The organism is Actinoplanes sp. NPDC048796 (assembly GCF_040650035.1).
Taxonomy (GTDB): domain Bacteria; phylum Actinomycetota; class Actinomycetes; order Mycobacteriales; family Micromonosporaceae; genus Actinoplanes.
The window spans coordinates 37,623-63,826 of the sequence record NZ_JBEZGO010000014.1; the positions used below are offsets into that span (position 1 = coordinate 37,623).

Sequence of the window (26,204 nt, forward strand, 5' to 3'; positions counted from 1 at the left end):
GCGTTAACTTCGGTTGCGGGACGACAACAAAGGAGACAGCGATGAACTGGTTTGTCACCGGTAGTTCCCGCGGCCTCGGGCGCGCGATCGTCGAGGAAGCCCTCGCCGCCGGGCATCACGTCGCGGCCACCGCGCGGAACATCGGCGCGTTCGGCGACCTCGTCGAGACGTACGGGAAACGGCTATTGCCCTTGACCCTCGACGTCACCGACGCGGCGCGGGCGCAAGAGGCGGTCGACGCGGCGATCGAAGCCTTCGGGCACCTCGACGTCGTCGTCAACAACGCGGGCTACGCGAACCTCGTGCCGATCGAGGACATCACGCTGGACGACTTCCGCGCCCAGATGGACTCGGTCTTCTACGGAACCGTGTACGTGACCAAGGCCGCGCTGCCGCACTTCGTCCAGCGGCGCGCCGGGCACTTCATCCAGGTGACCTCGGTCGGCGGGCGGGGTACGGCGCCGGGCGTGGGCGCCTACCAGTCGGGCAAGTGGGCCGTCGAGGGCTTCTCCGGTGTGCTGGCCAAGGAGACCGGGCCGCTGGGGGTGAAGGTCACGCTGGCGGAGCCGGGCGCCATGCGTACGGACTGGTCGGGCTCGTCGATGGAGATCCCGCCCGTCTCGGAGAACTACGCGGCCACCGTGGGCGCGATGGGCGAGTTCCTGCGCGGGCGGGGCGGCCGGGAGCCGATCGACCCGGTCAAGGTGGCACGGGTCCTGCTCGACGTGACCGCCATGGAGGAGCCGCCGCTGCACCTGCCGCTGGGCCGCGACGCCGTCGACCTCGTGCGCCGCGAGATGGCGATCCTCAACGCGGAGGACGCGCGGTGGGCCGAGCTGGGACGATCGGTGGACTTCGACTAGGTACGGTGGGTTTCGTGCTAGACGTCAGCCGGATCTATTACGAGGCCGCCGCGGCCGAGTTGCCGCGCGGCAAAGAGGTCCTGGCGCGGTTTCCGGGCGCCACGCTGGTGGAGGTGGAGACCCACAATCGCATCCCCGAGTTGTATGGGGATGAGTCAAACGTGAATCGGTGGGTACGTATAAAGCAAGAGGCACTCGTCCTCGGGGTGAAGAAGTCGCTGAGCGCCCGTCCCAACGGGCGCTCAGCCGACTTCATCGCGCCGTCGACGGCCAACGGCTGTGCCATGGCCTGCGCCTACTGTTACGTGCCGCGGCACAAGGGCTACTCCAACCCGATCACAGTCTTCGCCAACATCGACAAGATTCTCGGGTACGTGCAGCGGCACGCGGCCCGGCAGGGCGTGAAGCCGGCCGGCAACGAGTGTGACCCGCTCGCCTGGGTGTACGACATCGGCGAGAACTCCGACTGCAGCGTGGACGCTCTCCTGAGCGACAACGTCCGCGACCTGGTCGAGCTGTTCCGGTGGATCCCCACCGCGAAGGCGTCGTTCGCCACCAAGTACGTCAACCGGGATCTGCTCGACTGGGATCCGCAAGGGCGTACCCGGGTCCGCTTCTCGCTGATGCCGCAGGCCGACGCGAAGCTGCTCGACATCCGCACCTCGCCGATCGCCGAGCGGATCGCCGCCATCGACGACTTCGTGGCCGCCGGCTACGAGGTTCACGTGAACTTCAGCCCGGTCGTGGTGCGTGACGGCTGGCTCGAGGCCTGGGCCGAGCTGTTCGGCCAGCTCGACGCGGGGATCGGCGCCGCCGCCAAGCAGCAGCTCGCCTGCGAGGTCATCTTCCTGACCCACAACCGCGACCTGCACGAAGTCAACCTGGGCTGGCATCCCAAGGCGGAGGAACTGCTCTGGCGCCCGGAGCTGCAACAGCCGAAGCGGTCGCAGAACGGCAGCTGGAACGTGCGCTACCGCACCGGCAGCAAGGGCGCCTACGTGCAGGCCTTGACCGGCCTGATCGCCGAGCGGATCCCCTACTGCCGCGTGCGGTACGCCTTCTGACTACTTCGTGGCCCGCCCGGTCAGCTTGTCGCGCAGCCGGTCGACCAGGCCGACGCCGGGGCCGACGAGCTTGTGGAAGAGCTCGGCGTTCGGCGCGCTCGGGTGCGGCCGGGTCGGCGCCAGCTTCTTGGCCGTCTCCACCTTGCCGGCCAGCTCGACCAGCTCGTCGGCCGGCACGACCCGGCGCAGCTCGGGGAACTGCTCGCTCTCCTCGTCCTGCACGTGGTCGCGCAGCACCTCCTCGAGCTTGCGCAGCGCCTCGTCGAACTCGGGGCTGGAGACGTCGACGTCCTCGAGACGCTTCATCGTCTCCTCGAGCTCCTTGTGCTCCTCGACGTCGTGCTCGACGGACTTCTCGCCGTCCGGCAGGTACTTCTTCATCGCCGGGTAGACGTACATCTCCTCGGCGACGGCGTGGCGGACCAGCTCGCTGATCGCGGTGTCGGTCAGATCGCGGCGCATCATCGGGTCACGGATCGTCCAGATCTCCCCGATCAGGGCCGTGACGTCCCGGTGGTCGCTGGTCAGAACGTCGATGACGTCCTTGGTCATGATTGCTCCTCGGCTTCGGTAGGCCGTCCGAATACCCCGGTGAGGGTGGTCTATCCCTCACGCCACCGGTCGGTTGTCAGGTGCGAGCCGGCCTGCGGGCCCATCAGTAGCATCCCGCCGTCGACGACCCAGGACGAGCCGGTGACGTACGCGGCCGCGGGCCCCGCCAGCATCGCGACCACCGCCGCCACCTCGTTGGCGTCGCCCGGCCGGCCGGCCGGGATGCCGGGCCGGTCCACGGTGAACGGGTCGACGTCGTCGTTGCCGGTCATCGGCGTGGCGATCTCGCCCGGCGCCACCGCGTTGACGGTGATGCCGTGGCTCGCCAGCTCCTGCGCCATCACCTTGGTCAGCAGCCCGAGGCCGCCCTTGGCCGCGCAGTACGCGCCGGAGCCCACCCGCGGGGCGTGCTCGTGCACGCTGGTGATGTTGATGATCCGCCCGCCCCGGCCGGCGGCGGACATCCGGCGGGCGGCCCGCTGCGCGCAGAGGAACGGCCCGTCCAGGTCGACCGCGAGTACTTCGCGCCACTGCTCGTACCCGGTGTCGAGGACCGGCGTCGAGATGCCCGTGCCGGCGCAGTTGACCAGCACACCCAGACCGCCCAGGGCGTCGGCGAGCTCGTCCACCACGTCCGCCGCCCCCGGCAGCTCCGTCAGGTCGAGGCGGCGCAGCTCGGCGCGGCGCCCGGCCGCCCGTACCTTCTCGGCCGTGGCCTTGGCCCCGCTGTCGTCGGACCGGTAGGTGACGCCCACGTCGAACCCGCCCCGGGCCAGGGCGACAGCTATCGCCTCGCCGATTCCGGAGTCCGATCCCGTCACCACCGCAACCCTGTCGTATCCGTCATATCGCCTGGTCATGGCCCGGCGGATACCCCGTCGGCGGGCCGGTATTCATGTCATTCGACTTATCCGATTCCCAGGCCTCGCATATCGGCCGGACAACTTCCGAAAATAGTTTTCTCTCTGCAAGCGCCGCACGGCGGAAAACAAGAGAAAGGGCATGAGTCATGCCGTTCAACAACATCCTCCCGAAGAAGCGCGAAGAGCTCCCCCGCCCGCCGGCCGAGCTGAAGAAGAAGGACAAGAAGAAGAAGTCCGGGCCGCGTCGCGACGGGAACTGACGGAGTGGGGCCGGTCGGCAGGGCCGGCCCCCACCCCCTGATGAGCAGGAGAGCGGAAATGAACGGGTGGCCGACGATCAGGCGGTTCTGGCCGCTGGTGGCCGCCGACCGCAAGCTGGTCCTCCTGGGCGGCTCGCTCGCCGTCCTCGCGGCCGCGGCCGAAGTGGCCGCCGTGTATCTGTTCGGCGTCATCACCGACGACGTGCTGGCGGCCGGCGACATCCACGCATTCTGGAAACCGGCGATATCGTGGCTCGTCATCGCTGTCGCGGGCGCGGCCGCCTCATTTTCCGCCGGCCTTCTGGTCACCCTCGCCGGCGAACGATTCCTGTTGCGATTACGCGGCCGTATGTTCGCGCACGCGCAGCGCGTTCCGCTCGATTTCCTCGACCAGAGCCGCCTCGGCGACCTGATGACCCGGTTCACCGACGACCTCGAATCGGTCGAGGGTTTCGTCGTGTCCGGCCTGGTCCGCACGGCCACGGCGGCGGTCAGCGTCATCGCCTTCGCCACGGCCGCCCTTCTCGTACGGTGGGACCTCGCCCTCGCCTCGTTCGCCCTCGCGCCGCTGTTCCTGGTGGTGTCCCGGGCCATCGGCGGCCGCTTCCAGGCGGCCGCGGCCGAGGAGCGGGCCGGCAACGGCGGCATCGCCACGGTGGTCGAGGAAAGCCTTTCCAACCAGGCGGTGGTACGCGCGTACAACCGCCAGGAAGCCGAGCAGGACCGCCTGCACCGGCAGGGCCTGGTGTGGTTGCGGGCGCGGATGGCCGAGACCCGGCTGGGATCGCTGTACGGTCCACTGGTCGGTGTGGTCGAGACCATCTGTGTGCTGACCGTGCTGGGCCTGGGCGCCTGGGAACTGTCGGCCGGCCGGGTCAGCCTCGGCGGCCTGCTGTCGTTCGCGGGCTACCTCGGCTACCTGTATCCGCCGATGCAGACGCTGGGCCAGTTCCCGCTCGGCGCGGCCGAGGCGGCCGCCGCGGTGGAACGCCTGGACGACCTGCTGCGCGTCCAGCCCGCGCCCGTTTCCTCGTCCGAGGCCGGCTGGGCGGACGAGAACTGGCGGGCCCGGGGCCGGGTGGACGTCGACGGTGTCGAATTCAGTTATCCGCGAGCGGAAGGTCCGGCCCTCCGGGGCCTGTCGTTCACGGCGCATCCCGGCGACGTGGTGCTGCTGGCCGGCCCGAGCGGGTCCGGCAAGTCCACCGTGACGAAGCTGCTGCTGCGCTTCCACGACCCGACGGCCGGCCGGATCCTGCTCGACGGTGTCGACATCCGGCGCCTGCCGCTGCGCACGCTGCGCGCCAACGTCACCCTGCTGCACCAGGAGAGCCAGCTCTTCGCCGGCAGCCTCTACGACAACATCGCGTACGGCCGCCCCTCGGCGACCCCCGAGGAGGTGGAGGCGGCCGCCCGGGCCGCCGACGCCCACGACTTCATCGCCGCGCTGCCCGAGGGCTACCGTACCGACGTGGGCCACCGCGGCCGCCTGCTCTCCGGCGGCCAGCGCCAGCGGATAGCCATCGCCCGCGCCCTGCTGCGCGACACACCGGTCCTGATCCTGGACGAGCCCACCACCGGCTTGGACCGCGACTCGGCGGCCCGCGTCATGACCCCGCTACGCCGCCTGATGACCGGCCGCACCACCATCCTGATCACCCACGACACCCACCTCGACCTTTCACCGACCCGGGTGGTCCCCGTCGCCCCACACCCGGACGAGGAGCCCTCCGCGCCTTCACCTGCGACGCCCTGCGCGCCTTCACCTGCGACGCCCTGCGCGCCTTCACCTGCGACGCCCTGCGCGCCTTCACCGGCTACGTCTTCCGCGCCTTCACCGGCCACGCTCTCCGCGCCTTCACCGGCCACGCTCTCCGCGCCTTCACCGGCCACGCTCTCCCCGCCGTCACCGGCCACGCCGTAGGTGTCATCTTTTTCGGCCGCGCCGAGCGCATCGCCTCTCCCCAGCGCGCCGAGCGAATCGCCTCCCGGAACCTCGCCCTGCGCCGTAGCAGCGGGAGAGTCCATACACCCGGACGTTGTGGGTCTCTCCACTCATGTGGAGGTGGGACAGTGAGTCAAACCTTCCGGGCGAAGTCCGGCACCGGCGCAGTCCGGTTCGTTGAGGGCGCAGTTCCTTCGGCTCAGCGGGCCGCCTGCCGAGCCGGTAGCAGCGAGCCCGCGCCCTGCTCCCGACGCGGTGAATTCGCCATTTCATAGTGATTTACCGTATAAATCCAGGAGCGGTGGTTCGGCTCATCCGGTCCGCTGATGTGCCCGCGCGGGCACATCACGGTCGCGTTCCCCAACAGCGGCTTGCGGCCGGGATGCCCACCCGTGCGGGCCTGGCCGGTGCGCCGACCCGTCCGGAAACGCCGGGCGCGCCGACCCCTCCGCCCAGAGCCGAGACCCGCGCCGACCCTTCCGCCCAGAGCCGAGACCCGCGCCGACCCCTCGGCCCAGAGCCGGAGACCCGCGCCGCCCCCTCGGGCCAGAGCCGAGACCCGCGCGGATGGGCCGGGCGCGCCGACCCCTCCGTTCAGAGCGGAGACCCGCGCCGCCACCTCGGGCCAGAGCCGAGACCCGCGCCGATGGGCCGGGTGGGGCGGTGGATGCCGCGCCGGCCGCCGCGGTGCCGGGGAGGCGCCACCTCGGCCGGGCGCGGGTTCCCGCCGGCCGTGGTTCAGTTGGTCAGGCGGGGAACGCTGGCCAGGAGCTTGCGGGTGTACGGATGGGACGGCGCTCCCAGGACCTGGGACGTGTCGCCCTGTTCGACCAGGCGGCCGTGTTCCAGGACGGCCGTGTGCCGGCACAGCTCGGCCACCACGCCCAGGTCGTGGGAGACCAGCATGATGGTGAGGTCCCGTTCGGCGCAGAGTGATGCCAGCAGGTCGACGATGCGGACGCGGGTGGTCAGGTCGAGGGCGCTGACCGGCTCGTCGGCCAGCAGGACCTTCGGGTCGCAGACGATGGCGCGGGCGATGGCGATCCGCTGCCGCTGGCCGCCGGAGAACTCGTGCGGGTAGCGGCCGGCCGTGTCGGCCGGCAGGCCCACCGCGTCGAGGGCCTGGGCCACCCGGGCCGGGTCGGCGCCCAGGCCGAGACCGCGCAGGGGCTCGGCCACGATCCGGCCGATCTTGTGGCGGGGGTCGAGGGACGAGTACGGGTCCTGGAAGACCGCCTGGACGGAACGCCGGTACTCCCGCAGCCGTCCCCGGGTCAGCGGCCGGCCGCCGAACGTGATGGTGCCGGTCGTGGGCTGGGCCAGCCCGAGCAGCAGCCGCAACAGCGTGCTCTTGCCGGCCCCCGACTCGCCGACCAGCGCGACGTTGCGGCCGGCCTGCACCGCCAGCGACACGTCAGTCAGCGCCGGCATGCCGCCGCGATACGAGAACCCGACGGCCTCGGCGGCGAGCAGAGAGGAGGCGCCCGTGGACGCCGCGGAGATGGACGGGTGGGAAGAGTCAGTCACGGGCGGTCCGCTCCAGGGCGGCGTCGAAGCGGCGGGCGCTGTCGACGAGGGTTCGGGTGTACGGGTGTTCGGGGGCGGCTATCAGCGAGGAGATCGGGCCGGATTCGACGATGCGGCCGTTCCGCATGACGTGGGTGTCGTGGATGACCCGGGCCGCTACCGGCAGATCGTGGGTGATGAAGACCAGCGCCGTGCCGTGGGCGGTCGCCAGGCGGTCGAGCAGGTCGAGGATTTCCGCCTGTACGGTCACGTCGAGCGCGGTCGTCGGCTCGTCGGCGATCAGCAGGCGGGGGCGGCAGGCGATCGCCATCGCGATGGCCACCCGCTGGCGCTGGCCGCCGGAGAGCTGGTGCGGGTACGAGCGGGCGATCCGGTCGGTGTCGTCGAGCAGCACCTCTCGCAACGCCGCGTGCACGGCTTCGCGCAGCGCGGCGCCGCGCAGGCCACGGACGCGGCGCAGCGGCTCGGCGATCTGGCGGCCGGCGCGCATCAGCGGGTTCAGCGCGGTCAGCGGCTCCTGGAAGACGATCGCCGCCACCGGGCCGCGTACCGCCGTCCGCTGCCGTTCGGGCGCGCCGATCATGTCCACCCCGTCCAGGCGTACCTCTCCCGTCGCGGTCAGTCCCGGCGGCAGCAGGCCGGTGACCGCGAGGGCGGTCAGGGACTTGCCCGACCCGGACTCGCCGATCAGGCCGACCCGGTCGCCCTGGCCGACGGTGAACGAGACGTCGTCGACCAGCGTGGTGCCGCCGCTGCGGACGGTCAGCCCGGAAACGGAGAGCAGAGCCATCAGTCCTCCCGTCGATCGGAGCCGGTGGTGCGGGCGAGGGCGGGGTCGACGACCTCGGTGTAGTCGGCCAGTTCGACAACGTCGACTGCGGCGCGGCCCCGGCGGCGTGTGGGGTCGGTCAGGTCGCGCAGGCCGTCGGCGGTCAGGTTCATGCCGATCACCAGGACGACCAGGGCGATACCGGGAGCCAGCGCGGCCACCGGTGAGGTCAGCACGGTGGCCTGGGCCTCGTACAGCATGCGGCCCCAGGAAGCGTTCGGCGGGGGCGTGCCCAGGCCCAGGTACGACAGGCTCGCCTCGGCCAGGACCGCCAGGCCCGCCTGCAGGGCCAGGTTCACCATCACGACCGGGCCGATGTTCGGCATGATGTGGCTGGCCACGATGCGTGGCCAGGACACGCCGGCGACGCGGGCCGCGGTGATGTAGTCGCGGGCCAGCACCTGCTTCACCAGCACCCGGACGAGCCGGGCCACGATCGCCGCCATGGCCAGGCCGATGGCCAGGATCGCGGTGCCCAGCGACGCGCCCGTGCCGGCCACGATGAGCATCGCCAGCAGCAGGGTCGGGAACGCGATCAGGATGTCCAGCACCACCGCGAAGGCGTCGTCGAGCCAGCGCGTCGCGAACCCCGCGAGCAGCCCGGCGCTCACCCCGAGCACGCCGCCCACCGCGACCGCGCCCAGCGCCGTGCCGATCGCGATCCGGCCGCCGATGAGCAGCTGCGTGAACAGGTCCCGGCCCAGCTTGTCGGTGCCCAGCAGGTGGTCGCCGCCGGGCGGCATGAGCCGGCCGCCTGACGTGTCGTCGGGCGGGAACGGCAGCCAGACGTACGACACCAGCACCGCGCCGACCACGATGAGCACCAGCACGAGCCCGATGACCAGGTGAAGGGAACGACGGTTCACGAGGCGCTCCGATGCAGCAGGCGGGGGTCGACCAGGCGCTGCGACACGTCGCCGAGGAAGCCGACCACCAGCACGGTCGCGGTGCTGACCAGCATCACGCCCTGGATGACCGGGAAGTCGTGCTCGCCGATGGCCTTGACCAGCAGGCCGCCCAGGCCGGGCAGCGCGAACACGCTCTCCACGACCACCGCCCCCAGGAACGTCGTCGCCAGCTCCATGGCGAGCACCGCGATGACCGGCACGGCCGCGTTGCGCAGCCCGTGCCGCCACAGGGCGCGCGCGGGGGAGGAGCCGAGCGACCGGGCCGTACGCAGGTAGTCGGCGCCCTTGACCTCGAGGACGGCCGCCCGGACGTACCGGATGAGAGACGCCGACATGACCAGCGCGACCGTGACGACCGGCAGGATCAGTGACTCGACGGCCGTACCGAAGTCGTTCCAGCCGTCCGGCGGGAAGCCACCGGCCGGAAGGACCTGGAGCTTCAAGGCGAACACGGTGACCAGCAGCAGCCCCACCCAGAAGGCGGGAACCGCGATGCCGAACTGGGCCACCGCGTTCAGCACCACCCCGTACCACCGATCGGCCCGGACCGCGGCCAGCGTGCCCACCGGCACCGCCACCACGACCGCGAGCACGAACGCGGCCAGCGTCAGCGGCACCGTGACCGGCAGCCGGGCCGCGATCTCCGGCGCCACCGGCAGCTTGCTGATCAGCGAGGTGCCGAGGTCGCCCGTGAACAGGTCGCCGAGCCAGGTGAGGAACTGCTTCAGCAGCGGTTCGTTCGTGCCCAGCTCCCGCCGGGCGGCCTCGATCTGCTCGGGCGTCGCGCCCACCGGGAGCAGCGCGTTGGCCGGGTCGCCCGGCAGGAGCCGCAGCAGCACGAACAGGGCCACCGCGGCGAGGAACAGCGATCCGAGCAGGATCGCCGTCCGTCGCAGCAGGTAGCCGGTCATCAGCTCTTGACGATGTCGTACGCCGGGAACTGCGCGTTCAGGCCGTTGAGGGGGTAGCCGGACAGCTTCGTCGAGGCCACCACGATCTGCGGGTACAGGTACAGCCAGTCGCTCGCCGCGTCGGTGGCGATCTGCTTGTTGGCCTGCTTCAGCAGAGCGGTCTGCTCGTCGGTGGTCTTGGCCTGCTCAGCCTGGTTGATCCACGCCGTGACCTGCTTGTTGTCGTAGCCCCAGTAGAAGGTGGGGTCGCCGTACCAGACCACGTCCCGATCGTTGACGTGCTCCTGCATCGTCGCCTGGAAGTCACGCTTCTGGTACACCTTCGTGTACCACTGGTCGGCCGTGATCGTGTTGATGTTCACCGTGACGCCGACCTTCGCGAGCTCCGACTTGATGAAGGTCGCCGCGGTCGGGTGCGGGTCGTAGTTCGGCGTGTCCAGGGTGAAGGTGAAGCCGTTCGGGAAGCCGGCCGCGGCCAGCTTGGCCTTGGCCGCGTTCACGTCGTACGCGTTGACCGAGGTCAGGTCCTCGTACCACGGGTCGGTGGGCGGGACCATGGAGCCGATCACCGTGCCGTACTCGCCCCAGATGCTGTTCAGCAGCTTCTTCTTGTCGATGGCCTGGGTGATCGCCTGGCGCACCTCGGCCTTGTCGAACGGCGCGACCTTGTCGTTGAAGGCCAGCAGCAGCTTGGTCGTCGACTTGCCGTCGTTCACCTTGTACGAGGAGTTGTTCTTGAACTGGGCCAGCGCGTCCGGGCTCTGCTCGCTGGTGACGACGTCGACCGCGTTGGTGAGCAGCGCGTTGTTCAGCGCCGTGGCGTCCGTGTAGTAGTGGAAGACCACGCCGGCGTTCTTGGCGGGCGTACCCCAGTAGCCGTCGAACTTCGTCAGCGACAGCGTCGAGCCGCGCTTCCACTCGCCCAGCTTGTACGGGCCGGTGCCGTCGGCCTTGGTCGCGTAGTCGGACGCGGCCGAGTTGACGATCCAGACGTAGCTGAGGTTGTAGACGAACGAGATGGACCGCTTGGACAGCGTGACCACCACCGTCGCGTCGTCGGGGGTGGTGATGCTCTTGACGACCTCGAGGTTGCTCTTGCGGGCCGACTTGGAGTTCTCGGCGGTGACCCGCTCGATGCTCGCCTTGACGTCGGCCGAGGTGAGCGCCTTGCCGGACTGGAACTTGACGTTCGGCTGAAGGGTGAACGTGTAGGTGAGGCCGTCGTCGCTCACCTTCTGGCTCTTGGCCAGCAGCGGCTCGACCTTGCCGTCGTCGGTGAGCTTGTACAGGCCCTCGTACACGTTGCCGTTGAGCGCCTCGGTCACGCCCTGGCCGCCGCCGGCGGTGTTGTCCAGGTTCTGCGGCTCATAGACCGACCCGACCTGGATGGTGGCGGCGGCGTCCGATTTGCCGGTGGAGGAGGTGGAACCGCTGCCGCAAGCGGCCACCACACTCAGCGCGGTGACCGCCGCCAGCGAGGCCAGAAGCCTTCTCATACTTCGTATCCATTCTTGAACAGAGGGAGTTTCTCGCCGGCGTGGACCGGGACGGCGATGCGGTTCTGCGGTGGCGGCATCGGGCAGTTGTAGGCCGCGGAGAACCCGCACGGCGGCACGAACGCCTGGTTGAAGTCGAGGGTGATCTTGTTGGTGCCCGGCGTCAGCGTGGGGAACAGGAAACGGCCGGAATGGTAGGTGTCGACGCCGTTGGTGGGGTCGCCGAAGACCAGCAGGAGCGTGCCCTCGTCGTCGAAGGCGCTCAGGTTGTAGTCGCGGCCGGCGATGGTGAGGTGAATATCACCCGGCACCGGAAGATCGCGCGTACGGCCCTCGTCGCGGGCGTGTTCAAAGGGCAGATACCGCGCTCCGGGCACCTCGGTCCAGGTGCCCTCAAGTACCCAGTCCTGCGCATATGGGTACGCCTCGATGCCTGCGAAGGCACGGATCGCGGGGGAGTCGGCATCCCAGAGGCGGACGCCGCGCTGCTCGATGCCCGTGATCAAATCACGGCGGGCCAGCGTGCTGGCGGTTACTGTGGGTGGCTGGCCCTGGAGGGCCGCGGCTGGGTCGTCGGCGCCCCAGCGGGTCTCGATCAGGGCGAGATTGCCGGTGGGCGCGGTGACCGAGCGCTCCCGCGCCTGTCGCCACGCAGCGTATTCGTCTGCCGTCATGGAGGGGCCTCAGCTAGTTGATCATGGGGTGTGCCATCGCAACCCTACATTCCCCATGGGTTTAATAGCACGGTGGGTCTCGTCACGCTCCGCTACGGAATATCACCCGGCGGGACCTCATTTGATCTGAACCTAGGTTGAGGTTTTACAGTTAGGTTCGCCTAACGTCGATCTTGTTAAGGAACCGCGACCATGAACCGCCCTCTGCGGGTTGCCGTCATCGGCGCCGGCCCGGCCGGCATCTACGCCGCCGACCACCTCATCAAGGCCGTCGAGAACGTCACCGTCGACATCTTCGACAAGCTCCCGACCCCCTACGGTCTGATCCGGTACGGCGTCGCGCCGGACCACCCGCGCATCAAGGAGATCATCAAGGCTCTCCACCGGGTGATGGACAACCCGCGGATCCGCTTCATCGGCAACGTCGCCTACGGCGTGGACGTCAAGCCCGAGGAGATGAGCCGCTTCTATGACGCGACGATCATCGCCACCGGCGCCGAGAAGGACCGTGAGCTCGACATTCCCGGCATCGACAAGCTGGGCAGCTACGGCGCCGCCGACTTCGCGTCCTGGTACAACGGGCACCCCGACGTCTCCCGCGACTGGCCGCTCACCGCCCAGAAGGTCGCCGTCATCGGTGCCGGCAACGTCGCCGTCGACGTGGCCCGGATCCTCGCCAAGACGGCCGACGAGCTGCTCGAGACCGAGATCCCGGACAACGTCTACCAGCACCTGAAGAACAGCCCGGTCACCGACGTGCACGTCTTCTCGCGGCGCGGCCCGGCCCAGGTCAAGTTCACCCCGCAGGAGCTGCGCGAGCTCGACCACTCGCCGAACGTCGACGTCATCGTGCACCCCGAGGGCATCGAGTTCGACGAGGGCAGCCTCGAGGCGATGCGCCAGACCCGGCACGTCAAGATGTGCGTGGACATCCTGCAGAACTGGGCCGTCCGCGACCCCCGCGAGGACCGCCCGCGCCGCCTGCACCTGCACTTCCTCCAGGCTCCGGTCGAGGTCCTGGGTGACGGCAAGGTCGAGGGCCTGCGTACGGAGACCCAGGAGCTCACCGGCGACGGCTGGGTCCGCGGCACCGGCGAGTTCACCGACTGGGACGTGCAGGCCGTGTACCGCGCGGTCGGCTACCTCAGCACCGCCCTGCCCGACCTGCCGTTCGACACCAGGACGGGCACCATCCCGCACGAGGCCGGCCGCATCCTCGACCTCGACGGCGAGCACATGCCCGGCATGTACGTGACCGGCTGGATCAAGCGCGGCCCGGTCGGCCTCATCGGCCACACCAAGGGCGACGCCAACGAGACGGTCACCAGCCTGCTGGCCGACGTCGAGAAGCTGCCGACCGCGCCGTCCCGCGAGCACGACGACGTGACGAACTACCTGCGCGGCCGCGGCCTGCCCATCACCACGTGGGAGGGGTGGCAGAAGCTCGACGCGCACGAGATCACCCTCGGCGAGCCGCACGGCCGCCAGCGCATCAAGGTCGTCGCCCGCGACGAGATGACCGACATCTGCAACGGCTAGCTAGTTCGGCGGGCCTTCCCGGTCGACGATCGGAAAGGCCCGCCGCACGTCCGTCAGAAACACCGAGCTTTCCCGGGCGTACGTCGTGACGCCCACCCACAGAGCCGCGAGCGCCGCCTGCACCTGCTCCCGCGGCGTAGCCCTGGCCGTACGCGACCGGCGGCGGACCGTCGACGAGGATTCGCATCGGTCGATCCTGCCTTTCAGCCGCCGCGCCGTGTCCCGTACGCGGCGCGGCTGGCCTCGATCGCCGGCACGTGCTCGATGGCCCACCCGGCGAGGGCCAGCGCCGGCCCGATGAGGCTTTTGCCCATGGCGGTCAGCGCGTACTCGACCCGGGGTGGCACCTCGCCGTACACCGTCCGGGAGACCAGGCCGTCGCGTTCCAGGCGGCGCAACGTCAGCGTCAGCATGCGCTGCGAGATGCCCGGAATCTGATGCTGAAGATCGGTGAAGCGGACCGTGCCCTGATCGAGCGTGGCCACGATCAGCAGCGTCCACTTGTTGCAGATCTGGTCGAGGATCGCGCGCAGCGTCCGGCCGCCGTCGCCGCGGATCACGCACGTGTGCCCGTACTCCGACATGTCACCCCCCAGGCACACGGATGTGCCTTTTGTAAGCCCGTCGAAAGTGCCCCATGATGCCTGATCATGGAGATCGCCTACTGGATCGTCGCCGGGCTGCTCGCCCTGGTCTACCTCTATTCGGGTGGAATGAAGATCGTGCGGAGCCGCGATCAGCTGCGCCCGATGATGGGCTGGGTCGACAGCATTCCACTGCCAGTGACCCGTACGATCGGCGTGCTGGAGGTCCTGGGCGCCGTGGGCCTGATCCTGCCGCCGCTGACCGGCATCCTGTCCGGGCTGGCCGTCGCCGCCGCCGCCGGCCTGGTGCTCGTTCAGGTCGGCGGGATCGTGCTGCACCTCGCGCGCGGCGAGGCCCGGCTGATCGGCTTCAACATCGTGCTTCTGGTGCTCGCCGTCGTGGCGGTCTGGCTCGCGACCGTCTGGGTGTGATCATCTATCGGCATGACCAGGATCGGATTCATGTTCGACCGTGACCGGCAGCCCGAAGAGCTGACCGGCTTCGCCACCGACCTCGAGCGGCTCGGCGCCGACGACTTGTGGGTGATCGAGGACCTCGGCTGGACCGGCTCGATCAGCTCGGCCGCGCTCGCCCTGGCCGCCACCTCCCGGCTGCGGGTGGGCATCGGCATCGCGCCGGTGGCGCTCCGCAACCCGGCGCTGCTCGCCATGGAGGTGGGCAATTTGGCCCGCGTGCACGAGGGCCGGCTGGTGGCGGGCGTCGGCCACGGCGTGCCGGACTGGATGCGCAAGGTCGGCGCCGACCGGACCCGCAAGCTGGCCCTGCTGGAGGAGACGATCGTCGGCACCCGGGGCCTGCTCGCCGGGGAGACCGTGACCCTGCACGGCCAGGAGGTGACGTTGGACGGCATCTCGCTCGTCCATCCGCCGCGTGTGGTCCCGCCCATCGTCACGGGTGTCGTGAAGCCGAAGTCGCTCGAACTGTCGGGCCGCGTGGCCGACGGGACGATTTTGGCCGAGGGCGCCGGACCGGCCGAGATCGCGGCCGCCCTGCAGCACATCGGGCGCGGGCGCGAGTCCGGGGACCGCCCGGCCCACGAGCTGATCGTCTTCACGTACCTGCGTACCGACGACTTCGGCGTCACCCGCGAGATGGTCGAGGGGCAGGCGGCCTGGCTCGGGGTGGATCCGTCGGAGATCTTCTCGCTGATCGGCCCGGCCGGCGAGATCCCCGGCAAGATCGAGGCTTTGCGCGCGGCCGGTGCCGACACGATCGTGCTGCGGCCGCTCGGCCCGGACCCGCTGGCCCAGGCCCGTACGGCCATGGAGGTCATCGGCTCGCGGTAGGCCCGGCTGGATGCACTGATAGCCATCTATCAATGGCTACGGTGTGTCCTCCACCGGCACCGCCACCCGCATCATCGGCTGGGGCCCGACCTGCCCGACCCGTGGTCGCGGCTCCACCCCGCGAGTGGCCGACGAGCTGGACACGTCCATCGTGGCCGACAGCCGCTGCTGCGGCATCAACGCGGCCTACGAGATCTGCACCAACAACACGAACGGCAACGCCGGCGCCTGCTCCGGCGACCTGCCCTCGATCCGCGCGTGGGTGAACACCCAGGTCGGCGGGCTGCCCGCCGCCTAGGTGGTCAGCCCGAACCGCTCCACGATCTCCGGCAGCCACTCCGGCTCGCCGAACCGCAGGCCGTAACGCTCCGCGAGATCGCCGCCGTCGGCGGCCGCCGCCGGCCCGGCCGCGATCAGCTCCGCCACCTCGCGGAAGAAGTGTTCGAAGCCGGCCGGGGTGATGATCTCGATCATCCGGGCCGGCTTCGCGCCGGCGTTCCACATCGCGTGCAGCTCGCCGCGCGGCTTGGTGATGTAGCCGCCGGGCCCGAGCACCACCTCCCGGTCGCCCGAGCGGAAGCCGATCTCGCCCTCGGTGACTATCGAATACTCGTCCTCCCGGGTGTGCAGGTGCGGCGCGACCAGCGCGCCGACCGGGAACGGATGCTCGACGACGGCCAGCTGGCCGCCGGTGTCCTCGCCCCACAACTTGAATTGCACGCCGATGTCGCCGAGGCTGCCCGATGTTCCGCCGCCCGGCGGCACCACCTTCAACGGCGATGGTTCCGATGTCGTCATGCGACGTGCCTACCGCATCCGGGCGCGGTGGGGTACTAGTAATTCGTGCTGAGGGCTATCGAATGGGCTGTGCTGGGAGTCGGTAGCGCGGCCGCCATCCTCTACGGGGTCCGCCGTCACCGGCCGGCCCGGACCGCGCCCTGGCTGCTGCTGGCCGGCGCCATCGGGGCGAGCGCCGCCGGTGACGTGCTGACCGCGGTGGGCCGGCCCGGCGTGGCCGGCGCCTGCTTCTACGCCATGTGCGTGCTGGTCGCCTGCGGCCTGCTGCAACTGACCCGGATCGGTGCCATCCTGGTCGACCGGGCGCGGCTCATCGACCTGCTCGCTCTCGCCTGTTCGGTGCTGCTGGTGGTGTGGGTGTTCGCCGTCGGCGACGCGAGCCGGCTCGGGGACGTCGCCGGGTCGTACGTCATCGGCGCCCTGCTTCTCCTGGCCGTCGTCGTCCGCCTGCGGGCCGCCGTGGGCCGCAACCTCTCGGCCACGCTGCTGGTCGTCGGCGCGGTGGGGGTGCTGGTCAGCGACATCGTGCAGCCGCTGTGGCCGGGCCGGGCCGGCGAGACCGGCTTCGTGGTGCTCTACCTGGCCTGGGGTGCCGCCGCGCTGCATCCGTCGATGGCCCGGCTCACCGAGCCCGCGACGCCGCGCCCGAGCCCGTGGCGCGGGCGCTGGGCGGCGCTGCTGGGCGTTTCGGTGGCCACGCCGCCGGTCGTTCTGCTGGTCGAGGCCGTCGACGGTACGGTCGGCGACGGCGTGGTCATCGCCGTGGCCGGCGCGATCACTCTGCTCCTGACCATCACCCGGCTGACCGACTCGGTGACCCTGAACCGCCAGGCCCTGACCCGCGAGCGCGCCCTGCGGCAGGCGAGCGCCGCGTTGGTCGCCGCCGCCGACACGGCGGCCGTCGACGAGGCCGTCCGCGCCGCGATCGCCGAGCTCATGCCGCCGGACGCCGTCCGCGGCACCGACTTCGCCCTCGACGACCGCCGGATCGCGCGCGAGGCGGTGCCCGGCGCGGGGGCCGGGCCGCCGCATCGCAGCTGGTGGATCGAGGAAGCCGACCACGACTACGCCACGCTGGTCTGCCCGCTCCGCCTGGAACCGCTCGCCGTGGCCCGCCCCGGCGGCGGCGCCCTGATCCTCGAGGGCCGCCGGGACACTCTCACCGCCACCCGCGACAGCCTCGAGGTGCTGGCCGGTCAGGCCGCGCTCGCGCTGGACCGGATCGCCCTGGTCGAGGCGGTGGGCCGCCGCGACAGCGACCTCTATCTGCGCGCGGTCATCCGCAACAGCGCCGACATCATGGTGGTGCTCGACGAGGACCAGCGCATCCGGTACGCCAGCCCCTCACTGCGCGCCCTGCTGGGCGCCGAGGACCTGCCGCCGCTGGCCGCACTCGACGATCTGGTCCATCCGGACGATCGTCACCAGCTGCGCCGGGCCCTCGGCGGCTCCGGCGACGGGGTGGTGTTCTGCTCGCTGGTGCGGGCCGACGGGAGCCAGGTGCTCATCGAGGCCACGTACCGCGATCTGCGCGAGGACCGCCTGGTGCAGGGCTTCGTCGTCACCATCCGGCATTTAACCCAGGGCCATGAGCTGAAAGCGCGGCTGCGCCATGGCGACCACCTGGACGACCTACCGGCTCGGGTCAACCGGCGCAGCTCGCGACACAAGTTCCGTTACTGAAGCGCCGGCTGGTCGGCCCAGACGTAGACCTGGGGCGCGGTGGCGGCGACCGAGGCGAAGTTGCTGTTGACCGTGCTCGCCTCGCGCGTGTTCGGGTAGGCGTTCGTGCACGACACCGGGGCGCTGCTGCCGGACATCAGGTCGGCGCACAGGCCGGTCCGCCGGTCGGGCAGGCCGAGGATGTGGCCGAACTCGTGGGCGGCGATCCGCGGCTGGGAGTAGCCGTCGTTCACGGCTTCGCGGCCCATGTACCAGCGGCCGTTGCCGAGGGAGGTGGTGTAGGTGCGCGGCCAGCCGTTGTCGGCGTACACCCGGATGTTGGGGGTCTGCCCGGACGAGACCGGCACCAGGCGCACGTTGGTGACCCGGCTGTTCCAGATCTGGGCGCCCTGGTCGACGACCGAGCGGAACTCCTGGGCCTGGCTGGCGTCGTAGTAGAGCACCCTGGGCGCGGCGGCGGCGGCCGGTCCGGCGCTGGTGGCCTGGAGCCCGGCGGCGGCGAGCGCGGTGGCGCACAGGGCCGCGGCGATCCGGCGGAGCAGCATGACGTCCTCCTTGAGGGGTTGCGGTGGTTCGAGCGTCCCCGCTAAATCGACGTTAATCAATGTCATAGGGCATATCGGCTACGGACTCTGCGCCATGTGATGCCGGTCGGCCCCGGCCGCGATAGCGTGCGAAGAGTTGATCAAAGGAAGGACAGCCACGTTCATGGCGACTCTCGGCAACTCCGGCATCGACGTCTTCCCGCTCTCGCTCGGCGGCAACGTCTTCGGCTGGACCAGCGACAAAGACACGTCATTCGAGGTTCTTGACCAGTACGTCGCGGGCGGCGGCAACTTCGTCGACACCGCCGACGGGTACTCGGCCTGGGCGCCCGGCAACTCCGGTGGCGAGTCCGAGACGATCATCGGGGAGTGGCTGCGCTCGCGCGGCAACCGCGACCGGATCGTCGTCGCCACCAAGGTCAGTCAGCACCCGCAGTTCCGCGGCCTGTCGGCGAGCAACATCGCGGCCGCGGCGGACGCCTCTCTGGGCCGGCTCGGTGTCGAGCACATCGATCTGTACTACGCGCACTACGACGACCAGGCGACCCCGCTGACCGAGACCGCGGCCGCGTTCGACGCGCTGGTCCGCGCGGGCAAGGTCCGCGCCATCGCGGTCTCCAACTACACCGGCGCCCGCATCCGCGAGTGGATCGACATCGCCCGCCGCGAGGGCTTCGCCCGGCCGGTGGCCGTGCAGCCGCACTACAACCTGGTCGCCCGGGCGAAGTACGAGGCGGACATCGCACCGGTCGCCGCCGGCGAGAACCTGGCCGTCGTGCCGTACTACGGCCTGGCCGCCGGCTTCCTCACCGGCAAGTACCGCACCGCCGCCGACCTGTCGAAGTCCCCGCGCGGCGGGGGAGCGGCCGACCTGCTCGAGAACGGCGGCCTCGAGGTCGTCGACGCCCTCGACAAGATCGCCCGTGACCGCGGCGCCGAGATCGCCACCGTGGCCCTGGCCTGGCTCCGCGCGCGCCCGCAGGTGGCCGCCCCGATCGCCAGCGCCAGCATCGCCGCCCAGCTGCCGGCACTGCTCGCCTCCGCGAGCTTCGACCTGTCCGCCGACGAGGCCGCCGCCCTCGGCATCGCTTCCGCCAGGTTCGCATAACCGCAGGTCAGCGGTGTGATCCAGCAGTCACTGAGGCGGGAATGCCGGAGCCCCCGGGCTGGTTGTGATGGACGTTCCTTTGGAGGAGATAGCCATGAAGAACGGCATTCACCCGGACTACCACCGCGTCGTCTACCGCGACCGCAACGCTGACTTCGCCTTCCTCACCCGCTCGACGGAGACCAGCAGGAACTCCATCGAGTGGACCGACGGGCAGACCTACCCGGTGATCGACGTTCAGATCTCCTCGGCGAGCCACCCGTTCTGGACGGGGCGCACCCGGGTCCTGGACACCGCCGGGCGCATCGAGAAGTTCCGCGCCAAGTACGCCCGCCACGGCAAGTGACGTGAAAGAACGGCCCCGGCCTCAGGCCGGGGCCGTTTTTCATGCCCGGATCGCGGCGGTGGCCGGGCCGCGCAGGATCCGGCGGGTGGTCTGAACGGTGGCGGCCGCGGTCAGGATCACGGCGAGGGCGATGATGACCCCGTACTGCCACGGGCTCGCCTCCGGCCAGAGCCGGCCGGCCCGGGCCGAGCCGAACGGCACGATGGTGAACAGCGAGGCCAGCGAGCCGCCGAGCACCCCGGTCACGGTGACCAGCACCACCTCGAGCGAGACCATCGCCAGCAGCTGACCGCGGGTGGCGCCGGCCAGGCGGTGCTGGGCGAACTCGCGCCGGCGGCGAGCCGTGGCGGCGATCAGGGTGTTCACCAGCATCACCGCCACGAACAGGGCGATCATCCCGACCACCACGTAGTTCAGTGTCTGGATGTCCCGGGCGTACCCGGGCTGGATCTGCCCCTCGGCCGCGCGGTCCTCGATGCCCTGCATGTACACGGTTCCGGTGGCGATGCCGGTGAACAGCAGCACCGGCATCACCGCCGCGGCCAGCTGACGCGACCGTGCGTGCACGCCGGTCACCGCGAGCTGTCCGGCCACGCCGCCCAGGGTCCGGACGACCGGGCCGATGACGGCCGTGACCAGCCGCAGCAGTTCGGGCGCGAGCAGGGCCAGGCCGATGGCGGCCCAGATGCCGGCCTGGCCGGCGGTCTGCATCGCGTCGACGCCCTTGCCGTCCATCACCGTCGCGGTCAGGACCGAGCAGTTCGCCCCGGCCATCAGGAACACCACCGCGCCGATCCGGCGCAGACGCGGCCTTTCCGGCCTGCCGCCGGCATTCCCGGCCGTACGGCGGGCGGTCGCCCACGCCGCGGCCACCGCGCCCAGCAGCGTCACCCCGAAGCCGGTGCCCAGGGCGATCGGGCCGAACTGGAAGCCGACGGCGGCGTCCACCTGACCCGTGTCCTCGAGCAGCGAGAGCAGCACGCGGCCGAGCGCGTAGCCGACCGGCACGGCGGCCGCCGAGGCGAGCAGGGCGATCGCCGCCGCCTCCCCGACGATCATCCGGCGCAGCTGGGGCACGGTCGCGCCGGCCGAGCGCAGCAGCGCCACCTGATCGGCTCGCTGCCGCACCGACAGCGACAGGGTCGAGGTGACCGCGAAGGCCACGATGACCAGGCACCAGCCGCCGCCGACCGTGGCCGTCGTGGTCAGCGACTCGGTGTCGCCGGTGTCCATCAGGGAGGCGAACGCCATGAGCAGGCAGGCGCCGAGGAAGGCCGAGACGAAGGTGGCGATGAAGCCGCCCGGCCGGTGCCGCAGGTTCCGCAGCGCGATGGCGATCATGCCGCGGTCCGGGTGGTGAGGTCGCCCAGGTGGGCGAGGCGCTCGGCCACGGCGTCGGCGGTCGGCCGGGCCAGCGATCCGGCCAGCCGGCCGTCGGCCAGGAACAGCACGGAGTCGGCGTGCGCGGCCGCCACCGGATCGTGGGTGACCATCACGACCGTACGGCCGAACTCGTGCACCGCCGCCCGCAGCAGGCCCAGAACCTCGCGCGCGCTGCGCATGTCGAGGGCGCCGGTCGGCTCGTCGGCGAAGATGACGGCCGGCTCGGTGACGAGGGCCCGCGCCACCGCTACCCGCTGGCGCTGGCCGCCGGAGAGCCGCTCGGGCAGTTCGTGGGCCCGGTCGCCCAGCCCGAGGCGGCCCAGGATCGCCCGGGGGCTGCGGGACGACTTCCCGGCCAGGCGCGAGGGGAGCAGCACGTTCTGCTCGACCGTCAGCGACGGCAACAGGTTGTAGTCCTGGAAGACGAACCCGACCCGGCCGCGCCGGAACTTGGTGCGGGCGGTGTCCTTGGTGGCCGTCAGTTCGGTGCCGTCGATGAAGACCCGGCCCGCGGTCGGCTGGTCGAGCCCGGCCGCGCACTGCAGCAGCGTGCTCTTGCCGGAGCCGGACGGGCCCATGACCGCGGTGAACGTGCCCGCGGCGAAGCCCGCTGACACGCCGTCGAGGGCGGTCACCCCGTTGTCGTACGTCTTGTACAGCGATTCCACACGGACCGCGTCGTTCATGATGGTGCCCCTCCCGTGATCGGATGAGTACACCGTACGAGCGCACTAGTTGCGGTGTCGGTAGTGCTAACTCCCCCATGTGGTGCACTAGTGCGGTGGAACCCCTGTACCGGCGGATCGCCGCCCTGATCGAGGCCCAGATCAAAGACGGCGCCCCGGTGCCCTCGACGCGGCAGATCATGGCCATCCACGGCGTCGCCATGGCCACCGCCACCCGGGTCATCGCCCATCTGCGCGACACCGGCCTGGTCGAGACCCGGCCCGGCGCCGGCACGATCGTGGCCGGGAGCGCCGCCACGCCGCCGGACACGGAGGAGGTCGTCGAGGCCGCCATCGCCATCGGCGACGCCGAGGGGCTGGCCGCGGTCTCCATGCGCCGCCTCGCCGGCGACCTGGGCATCCCGACCATGTCGCTCTACCGCTACGTGCCGGACAAGGAGAACCTGGTCCTGCTCATGATGGACCGGGTGATGGCCGACAACCCGCCGCCGGCCACGCTCGACCCGGACACCGACGACTGGCGTGCCTGCGCCGAGGCGCTGGCCCGGCTCCAGTGGTCGATGTACCGCGAGCACCCATGGCTGGCCCAGGCCGTCTCGTTCACCCGGCCCCTGCTCGCCCCGCACGCGATGGCGCACACCGAATGGACGATGCGGGCGCTCCGGCGCCGCGGCTTCGACACCGAAACCCAGTTCACGGCCGCGGTGACGATCGCCAATTACGTACGGGGCACGGCGGTCAACCTCGAGGAGGAGGCGCGGGCCGAGCAGGAGACCGGCATGACCGACCAGCAGTGGCTGGCCTCGCAGGGCGACCGGTTCGAAGCCGTCCTGGGCACGGGGAAACTGCCGCTGATGGCCCGCTACATCACCGAGGGCGACCACGACTTCAACCTGGACGTGCTGCTGGAGTACGGCCTGCAGCGCCTCCTCGACGGACTTGCCGCTCAGTCGAACGAGAGCCCGCCCGTACGGGTCCGCTTGAGCTCGAAGAAGCCGGGGTAGTTGGCCAGCGCCCGAGCCCCGTCGAAGATGCGCGCCGCTTCCTCGCCCCGCGGGATCTGGTTGAGCACCGGTCCGAAGAACGCGACCCCGTCGATGTGGATGGTCGGCGTGCCGACATCCTCACCGACCGGGTCCATGCCCTCGTGGTGGCTCTTGCGCAGCGCCGCGTCGTAGCGGTCGCCGGCGGCGGCCCCGGCCAGGGAGGCGGGAAGGCCGACCTCGCTGAGCGCCTCGGGCACCACGACGGCGAAATCCTTGTTGTCCTGGTTGTGGATCCGCGTCCCGAGCGCGGTGTACAGGTCGCGCAGCACCTCGTACCCGTGCTCCTCGGCCGCCGCGGTGACGACGCGGGCCGTGCCGAGCGACCGGTCGACGAGATCGCGGTACCAGTCGGGCAGGTCGCGCCCCTCGTTCAGCACGTACAGGCTCATCGGCTTCCAGCGCACCTCGAGCTCGCGCAGCGGCGCGACCTCGTGGATCCACCGCGACGTGATCCAGGCGAACGGGCAGGCGGCGTCGAAGTAGAAGTCGACCCGGGTCATGAAGGCTCCTCGGTTGGGGCTCGGCCCTCAGGCTAGATCCACGCGGACCCGGCCGGAGGGCCAAAGCGAGCTCAATCGATTAGGCCAATGCCGGGGTCTCGCCGGGGCGGCGGGTCAGGACGACCGGGCCGGTGTCGGTGACGGCGACCGTGTGTTCCGAGTGGGCCGTGCGGGAACCGTCGGCCGAGCGGATCGTCCAGCCGTCCTCGTCGAAGCGGATCTTGTCGGTGGTGACCAGGAACCACGGCTCGATGGCGATGGTGAGGCCGGGCGTCAGTTTCATGCCGCGGCCGGCGCGGCCGTCGTTCGGAATGTGCGGGCTCTCGTGCATCGTGCGGCCGATGCCGTGGCCGCCGAACTCGGTGTTGACGCGGAAGCCGTACCGCTTGGCGACGGCGCCGATGGCGGCCGAGATGTCGCCCAGGCGGCCGCCGGGCTGGGCGGCGCCGATGCCGGCCTCCAGGGCCACCTGGGTGGCCTCGATGAGGCGCAGGTCCTGCTCGGCCGGGGTGCCGACGACGACCGAGTACGCCGAGTCGGCCGTCCAGCCGTCGATGGCGACCGCCATGTCCAGGCTGAGCAGGTCGCCGTCGCGCAGCACGTAGTCGTGGGGCAGGCCGTGCAGGACGGCGTCGTTCACCGACAGGCACAGCACGTTGCGGAACGGGCCCTTGCCGAACGACGGCGCGTAGTCCCAGTACGACGATTCGGCGCCGCGCTCCTTGATGAGGCGGCGGGCGTGGTTCTCGAGGTCGAGCAGGTTGACGCCGACCGCGGCCGCGGCGCTGACCTCGGCCAGCACCTCGCCCACGAAGCGGCCGGTGACATGCATGCGCTCGATCTCGGCGGAAGACTTCAACTCGATCACGGTATAGTTATACCACGCCGTTTTCGACGCTATAGTGACGGAATGGTTCGCCAACCGCACACCGCCGAACAGATCGCGGCCGGCCAGCGCCTTGGCATCGCCCTCCGGCAGGCCCGCGACGGCCGCAGTCTGCACGACGTCGCCCTCGCCGCCGGCATGTCACCCGAGACCCTTCGCAAGATCGAGGTCGGGCGCCTGCCGGCCCCCGCCTTCGGCACCATCGTGCGCCTCAGCGAGGTGCTGGGCGTTCCCCTCGACACCCTGGCCGACGCCTGGCGCGCCGGTATGTACGTCGAACGCGCCTCATAGGGTCTGCCACGGCGTGTCCGACGGGTCGTCGACCGGGGCACCCGGCACGTCGCCGAGGGTCCACCACTTCGCCTGGTACACGACGCCGTGGTACCTCACCCGGTCACCGGCCACGTAGGTCGCGGTCGGGTTCCAGGTGGCGTAGGCGATGGCCGTGGCCGAGGCCGAGGCGGTCGCCAGCGGCGTCTCGCCGGCCAGCACCGGGCCGATCAGCGTCCACGGGGTGTCGGCGGCGTTCGTCACCGGGGCGTCGGGGGTGTCGCCCTGCGTCCACCACTTCGCCAGGTAGACGTTGTGGTGCCAGACGACCTTCGAGTTCTTGGCGTACGCGGTCAGGGCGCTCCAGATCGGGTAGGGCGACGTGGACGGATCGTCGGTGGGCGGCGCGGCCACGCCGGCCGCGCTCGACGGGCCGGTCGCCGGGTCGGCGGCCGTGAACTCGTTGAACAGCGCGGTGAACGCGCCCTGCTCCTGGTCGAGGCCGCTGCAACTGTTCGACACGATGGTGGTGTCGACGTAGTTCACGCCGCAGTTGTTGTCCCGGTTGGCCGACCACATCGACAGCCGCCGCAGCCCCTTCTCCCGCGCGAACGCGATGAGCGTGGACGCGTCGGTCAGCTGGAACCGCTCGTCGGCCGTGTCGTTCTGCCCGATCATCGGGGTGGCCGCGATCCGCTGCCATCCCTCACCCGTGCTGACGCCGTACGCGGTGGCGACCTGCCCGGCCAGCGAAGTCAGAGACGCCTCGACCAGGCTCGTCATCGTCCGGCCGGTGCCGGACGAGCCGTAGTCCATGGTGAGCGCGTTGACCCCGGCCACCGAGACGTTCGCCGCCAGCATCGCCTTCAGCGCGGCCACGCCCACGCTGGTGAGCCCGGACGTGCCCACCGGCAGCGTCAGCCACACGTCCAGGCTCTTGCCGGCCGCGTTCTGCTCGGCCTGCACCGTCCGTACGGCCTGGGCCCGGCGCGCCATGACCGCCGCGGTCTCCCGGCCGTCCTCGAGGTCGAAGTCGATGGAGGTGAGGCGGTAGCGGTCCACCACCGACCGGTAGGCGGCGGTCAGCTTGGCCTGGTCGGCGCACGCCGCCGCCAGCTCCTTGTTGCTGGCGCCGCCGAACGACGCCGTCACGTCGCCGCCGCGCTGGCGCAGCCGGGCGATCCGCCGGTCGAGGTCGATGCCGGTCGACGCGGTCGCCAGCGAGTACGCCGTACCCCAGCTGGGCTGGCAGACGACGTCGGTGCTGCTGACCACGAAGCCCAGCACCACGTTGCCGGCGGCGTTGGCCGACGGGTCCTCGAACGAGAACTGCGGGGTGTTGGTGACGTCCACGTACGGCGCGAACGACGACGTCCGGGCGGCGCCCGCGTCCAGCCGGTCCTGGACCGTGCGGAAAGCGAACGGCGCCGAGACCGCGGCGGCCACGACCACGACGACGAGCAGGATCCGCGGGACGGACAGCCGGCGCCGGGGTTCCGCGGCCGAGTCGGGGGATGACATGTGCGTTCCATCGGCGGGCCACGGCGGCACTTGAGGAACTTTCCTCAAGTGGGCCGGCGCGCGGCCGATCCGAGGGGCCGATCACCCTCCGACCCCCTGGGGAGACGTC

At 70.8% G+C, this 26,204-nt stretch carries 27 protein-coding genes and 1 pseudogene; 12 read left to right on the forward strand and 16 right to left on the reverse strand.

Annotated features, from left to right (window positions below; all coding sequences use genetic code 11):
• Positions 1-41: 41 nt before the first annotated feature.
• Together AB0C26_RS37915 and AB0C26_RS37920 are read left to right on the forward strand one after the other, a co-directional pair.
• Positions 42-863 carry an SDR family NAD(P)-dependent oxidoreductase gene (locus AB0C26_RS37915; protein WP_360257740.1) on the forward strand — a complete coding sequence of 274 codons (822 nt, stop codon included), beginning with the start codon at positions 42-44 and terminating at the stop codon, positions 861-863.
• Positions 864-877: 14 nt separating this feature from the next.
• Complete coding sequence (locus tag AB0C26_RS37920) at positions 878-1,927, forward strand: spore photoproduct lyase family protein (RefSeq protein WP_360257743.1); 1,050 nt, start codon at positions 878-880, stop codon at positions 1,925-1,927.
• On the opposite strand, the gene AB0C26_RS37925 is transcribed toward AB0C26_RS37920, so the two are convergent.
• Together AB0C26_RS37925 and AB0C26_RS37930 are read right to left on the reverse strand one after the other, a co-directional pair.
• Positions 1,928-2,479 carry a hemerythrin domain-containing protein gene (locus AB0C26_RS37925; RefSeq protein WP_360257745.1) on the reverse strand — a complete coding sequence of 184 codons (552 nt, stop codon included), beginning with the start codon at positions 2,477-2,479 and terminating at the stop codon, positions 1,928-1,930.
• A 50-nt stretch (positions 2,480-2,529) separates the two neighbouring features.
• A complete protein-coding gene (locus AB0C26_RS37930; RefSeq protein WP_360257747.1) occupies positions 2,530-3,339 on the reverse strand; it encodes an SDR family oxidoreductase in 810 nt (269 codons plus the stop codon).
• Positions 3,340-3,660: 321 nt separating this feature from the next.
• Between AB0C26_RS37930 and AB0C26_RS37935 the strand changes: the two genes are divergently transcribed.
• Positions 3,661-5,526 (forward strand): ABC transporter transmembrane domain-containing protein, encoded by a 1,866-nt coding sequence (locus AB0C26_RS37935; RefSeq protein WP_360257749.1) that lies wholly within the window; start codon positions 3,661-3,663, stop codon positions 5,524-5,526.
• Positions 5,527-6,285: 759 nt separating this feature from the next.
• Here AB0C26_RS37935 and AB0C26_RS37940 read toward each other — a convergent pair.
• The 6 genes from AB0C26_RS37940 to AB0C26_RS37965 are packed head-to-tail and all read right to left on the reverse strand — an operon-like array spanning position 6,286 to position 11,892.
• Positions 6,286-7,074 carry an ABC transporter ATP-binding protein gene (locus AB0C26_RS37940; RefSeq protein WP_360257751.1) on the reverse strand — a complete coding sequence of 263 codons (789 nt, stop codon included), beginning with the start codon at positions 7,072-7,074 and terminating at the stop codon, positions 6,286-6,288.
• Positions 7,067-7,864, reverse strand: coding sequence for an ABC transporter ATP-binding protein (locus AB0C26_RS37945; RefSeq protein ID WP_360257753.1), 798 nt, complete (start codon positions 7,862-7,864; stop codon positions 7,067-7,069). The genes AB0C26_RS37940 and AB0C26_RS37945 overlap by 8 nt, the downstream gene beginning before the upstream one ends.
• Complete coding sequence (locus AB0C26_RS37950) at positions 7,864-8,769, reverse strand: ABC transporter permease (RefSeq protein ID WP_360257755.1); 906 nt, start codon at positions 8,767-8,769, stop codon at positions 7,864-7,866. The genes AB0C26_RS37945 and AB0C26_RS37950 overlap by 1 nt, the downstream gene beginning before the upstream one ends.
• Positions 8,766-9,722 (reverse strand): ABC transporter permease, encoded by a 957-nt coding sequence (locus AB0C26_RS37955; RefSeq protein ID WP_360257757.1) that lies wholly within the window; start codon positions 9,720-9,722, stop codon positions 8,766-8,768. Before AB0C26_RS37955 ends, AB0C26_RS37950 begins: the two co-directional genes overlap by 4 nt.
• Positions 9,722-11,218, reverse strand: coding sequence for an ABC transporter substrate-binding protein (locus AB0C26_RS37960; RefSeq protein ID WP_360257760.1), 1,497 nt, complete (start codon positions 11,216-11,218; stop codon positions 9,722-9,724). Before AB0C26_RS37960 ends, AB0C26_RS37955 begins: the two co-directional genes overlap by 1 nt.
• Positions 11,215-11,892, reverse strand: coding sequence for a DUF1684 domain-containing protein (locus tag AB0C26_RS37965; RefSeq protein ID WP_360257763.1), 678 nt, complete (start codon positions 11,890-11,892; stop codon positions 11,215-11,217). Before AB0C26_RS37965 ends, AB0C26_RS37960 begins: the two co-directional genes overlap by 4 nt.
• A gap of 192 nt (positions 11,893-12,084) precedes the next feature.
• Between AB0C26_RS37965 and AB0C26_RS37970 the strand changes: the two genes are divergently transcribed.
• Positions 12,085-13,431 carry an FAD-dependent oxidoreductase gene (locus AB0C26_RS37970; protein WP_360257765.1) on the forward strand — a complete coding sequence of 449 codons (1,347 nt, stop codon included), beginning with the start codon at positions 12,085-12,087 and terminating at the stop codon, positions 13,429-13,431.
• Between the two features lie 203 nt (positions 13,432-13,634).
• Here AB0C26_RS37970 and AB0C26_RS37975 read toward each other — a convergent pair whose 3' ends face one another.
• Entirely contained in the window at positions 13,635-14,015 is a 381-nt protein-coding gene (locus AB0C26_RS37975; protein WP_360257768.1) for a helix-turn-helix domain-containing protein, read from the reverse strand.
• A gap of 66 nt (positions 14,016-14,081) precedes the next feature.
• On the opposite strand from AB0C26_RS37975, the gene AB0C26_RS37980 reads away from it, so the two are divergent.
• The 3 genes and pseudogenes from AB0C26_RS37980 to AB0C26_RS37990 all read left to right on the forward strand — a co-directional run.
• A complete protein-coding gene (locus AB0C26_RS37980) occupies positions 14,082-14,447 on the forward strand; it encodes a DoxX family protein (protein ID WP_360257770.1) in 366 nt (121 codons plus the stop codon).
• Positions 14,448-14,459: 12 nt separating this feature from the next.
• On the forward strand, positions 14,460-15,323 hold the full coding sequence (locus AB0C26_RS37985) for an LLM class flavin-dependent oxidoreductase (RefSeq protein ID WP_360257773.1): 864 nt from the start codon (positions 14,460-14,462) through the stop codon (positions 15,321-15,323).
• Positions 15,324-15,378: 55 nt separating this feature from the next.
• Positions 15,379-15,621 (forward strand): annotated as a pseudogene (locus tag AB0C26_RS37990) (peptidase S1); the annotation flags it as partial.
• Here AB0C26_RS37990 and AB0C26_RS37995 read toward each other — a convergent pair.
• The gene (locus AB0C26_RS37995; protein ID WP_360257775.1) at positions 15,618-16,121 is read right to left on the reverse strand and encodes a cupin domain-containing protein; all 504 of its coding nucleotides are present in this window, start codon (positions 16,119-16,121) and stop codon (positions 15,618-15,620) included. The pseudogene AB0C26_RS37990 and the gene AB0C26_RS37995 sit on opposite strands and share 4 nt — an antisense overlap.
• Positions 16,122-16,190: 69 nt before the next feature.
• Between AB0C26_RS37995 and AB0C26_RS38000 the strand changes: the two genes are divergently transcribed.
• On the forward strand, positions 16,191-17,804 hold the full coding sequence (locus AB0C26_RS38000) for a PAS domain S-box protein (RefSeq protein WP_360257778.1): 1,614 nt from the start codon (positions 16,191-16,193) through the stop codon (positions 17,802-17,804).
• Here AB0C26_RS38000 and AB0C26_RS38005 read toward each other — a convergent pair.
• Positions 17,798-18,349 (reverse strand): snapalysin family zinc-dependent metalloprotease, encoded by a 552-nt coding sequence (locus AB0C26_RS38005; RefSeq protein WP_360257780.1) that lies wholly within the window; start codon positions 18,347-18,349, stop codon positions 17,798-17,800. The two genes, AB0C26_RS38000 and AB0C26_RS38005, sit on opposite strands and share 7 nt — an antisense overlap.
• A 163-nt stretch (positions 18,350-18,512) precedes the next feature.
• Here AB0C26_RS38005 and AB0C26_RS38010 point away from each other — a divergent pair, with 163 nt between their 5' ends.
• Together AB0C26_RS38010 and AB0C26_RS38015 are read left to right on the forward strand one after the other, a co-directional pair.
• Positions 18,513-19,457 carry an aldo/keto reductase gene (locus AB0C26_RS38010; RefSeq protein WP_360257782.1) on the forward strand — a complete coding sequence of 315 codons (945 nt, stop codon included), beginning with the start codon at positions 18,513-18,515 and terminating at the stop codon, positions 19,455-19,457.
• 94 nt (positions 19,458-19,551) lie between these two features.
• Positions 19,552-19,803, forward strand: a complete 252-nt coding sequence (locus tag AB0C26_RS38015; RefSeq protein ID WP_097329175.1) for a type B 50S ribosomal protein L31 — start codon at positions 19,552-19,554, stop codon at positions 19,801-19,803.
• Positions 19,804-19,842: 39 nt separating this feature from the next.
• On the opposite strand, the gene AB0C26_RS38020 is transcribed toward AB0C26_RS38015, so the two are convergent.
• Together AB0C26_RS38020 and AB0C26_RS38025 are read right to left on the reverse strand one after the other, a co-directional pair.
• Positions 19,843-21,144: an FtsX-like permease family protein gene (locus AB0C26_RS38020; RefSeq protein WP_360257784.1), complete on the reverse strand. Its 1,302-nt coding sequence runs from the start codon at positions 21,142-21,144 to the stop codon at positions 19,843-19,845.
• Entirely contained in the window at positions 21,141-21,872 is a 732-nt protein-coding gene (locus AB0C26_RS38025) for an ABC transporter ATP-binding protein (RefSeq protein ID WP_360257786.1), read from the reverse strand. Before AB0C26_RS38025 ends, AB0C26_RS38020 begins: the two co-directional genes overlap by 4 nt.
• 95 nt (positions 21,873-21,967) lie before the next feature.
• Here AB0C26_RS38025 and AB0C26_RS38030 point away from each other — a divergent pair, with 95 nt between their 5' ends.
• Positions 21,968-22,876: a TetR/AcrR family transcriptional regulator C-terminal domain-containing protein gene (locus tag AB0C26_RS38030; RefSeq protein WP_360257788.1), complete on the forward strand. Its 909-nt coding sequence runs from the start codon at positions 21,968-21,970 to the stop codon at positions 22,874-22,876.
• Here the strand turns inward: AB0C26_RS38030 and AB0C26_RS38035 are convergent.
• On the reverse strand, positions 22,819-23,418 hold the full coding sequence (locus tag AB0C26_RS38035; RefSeq protein WP_360257790.1) for a DsbA family protein: 600 nt from the start codon (positions 23,416-23,418) through the stop codon (positions 22,819-22,821). The two genes, AB0C26_RS38030 and AB0C26_RS38035, sit on opposite strands and share 58 nt — an antisense overlap.
• A 79-nt stretch (positions 23,419-23,497) precedes the next feature.
• On the reverse strand, positions 23,498-24,286 hold the full coding sequence (gene map, locus AB0C26_RS38040) for a type I methionyl aminopeptidase (protein WP_360257793.1): 789 nt from the start codon (positions 24,284-24,286) through the stop codon (positions 23,498-23,500).
• A 42-nt stretch (positions 24,287-24,328) separates the two neighbouring features.
• Between map and AB0C26_RS38045 the strand changes: the two genes are divergently transcribed.
• Positions 24,329-24,595, forward strand: a complete 267-nt coding sequence (locus AB0C26_RS38045; RefSeq protein ID WP_360257796.1) for a helix-turn-helix transcriptional regulator — start codon at positions 24,329-24,331, stop codon at positions 24,593-24,595.
• On the opposite strand, the gene AB0C26_RS38050 is transcribed toward AB0C26_RS38045, so the two are convergent.
• Positions 24,590-26,095 (reverse strand): chitinase, encoded by a 1,506-nt coding sequence (locus AB0C26_RS38050; protein ID WP_360257799.1) that lies wholly within the window; start codon positions 26,093-26,095, stop codon positions 24,590-24,592. The genes AB0C26_RS38045 and AB0C26_RS38050 overlap by 6 nt on opposite strands.
• Positions 26,096-26,204: the final 109 nt, after the last annotated feature.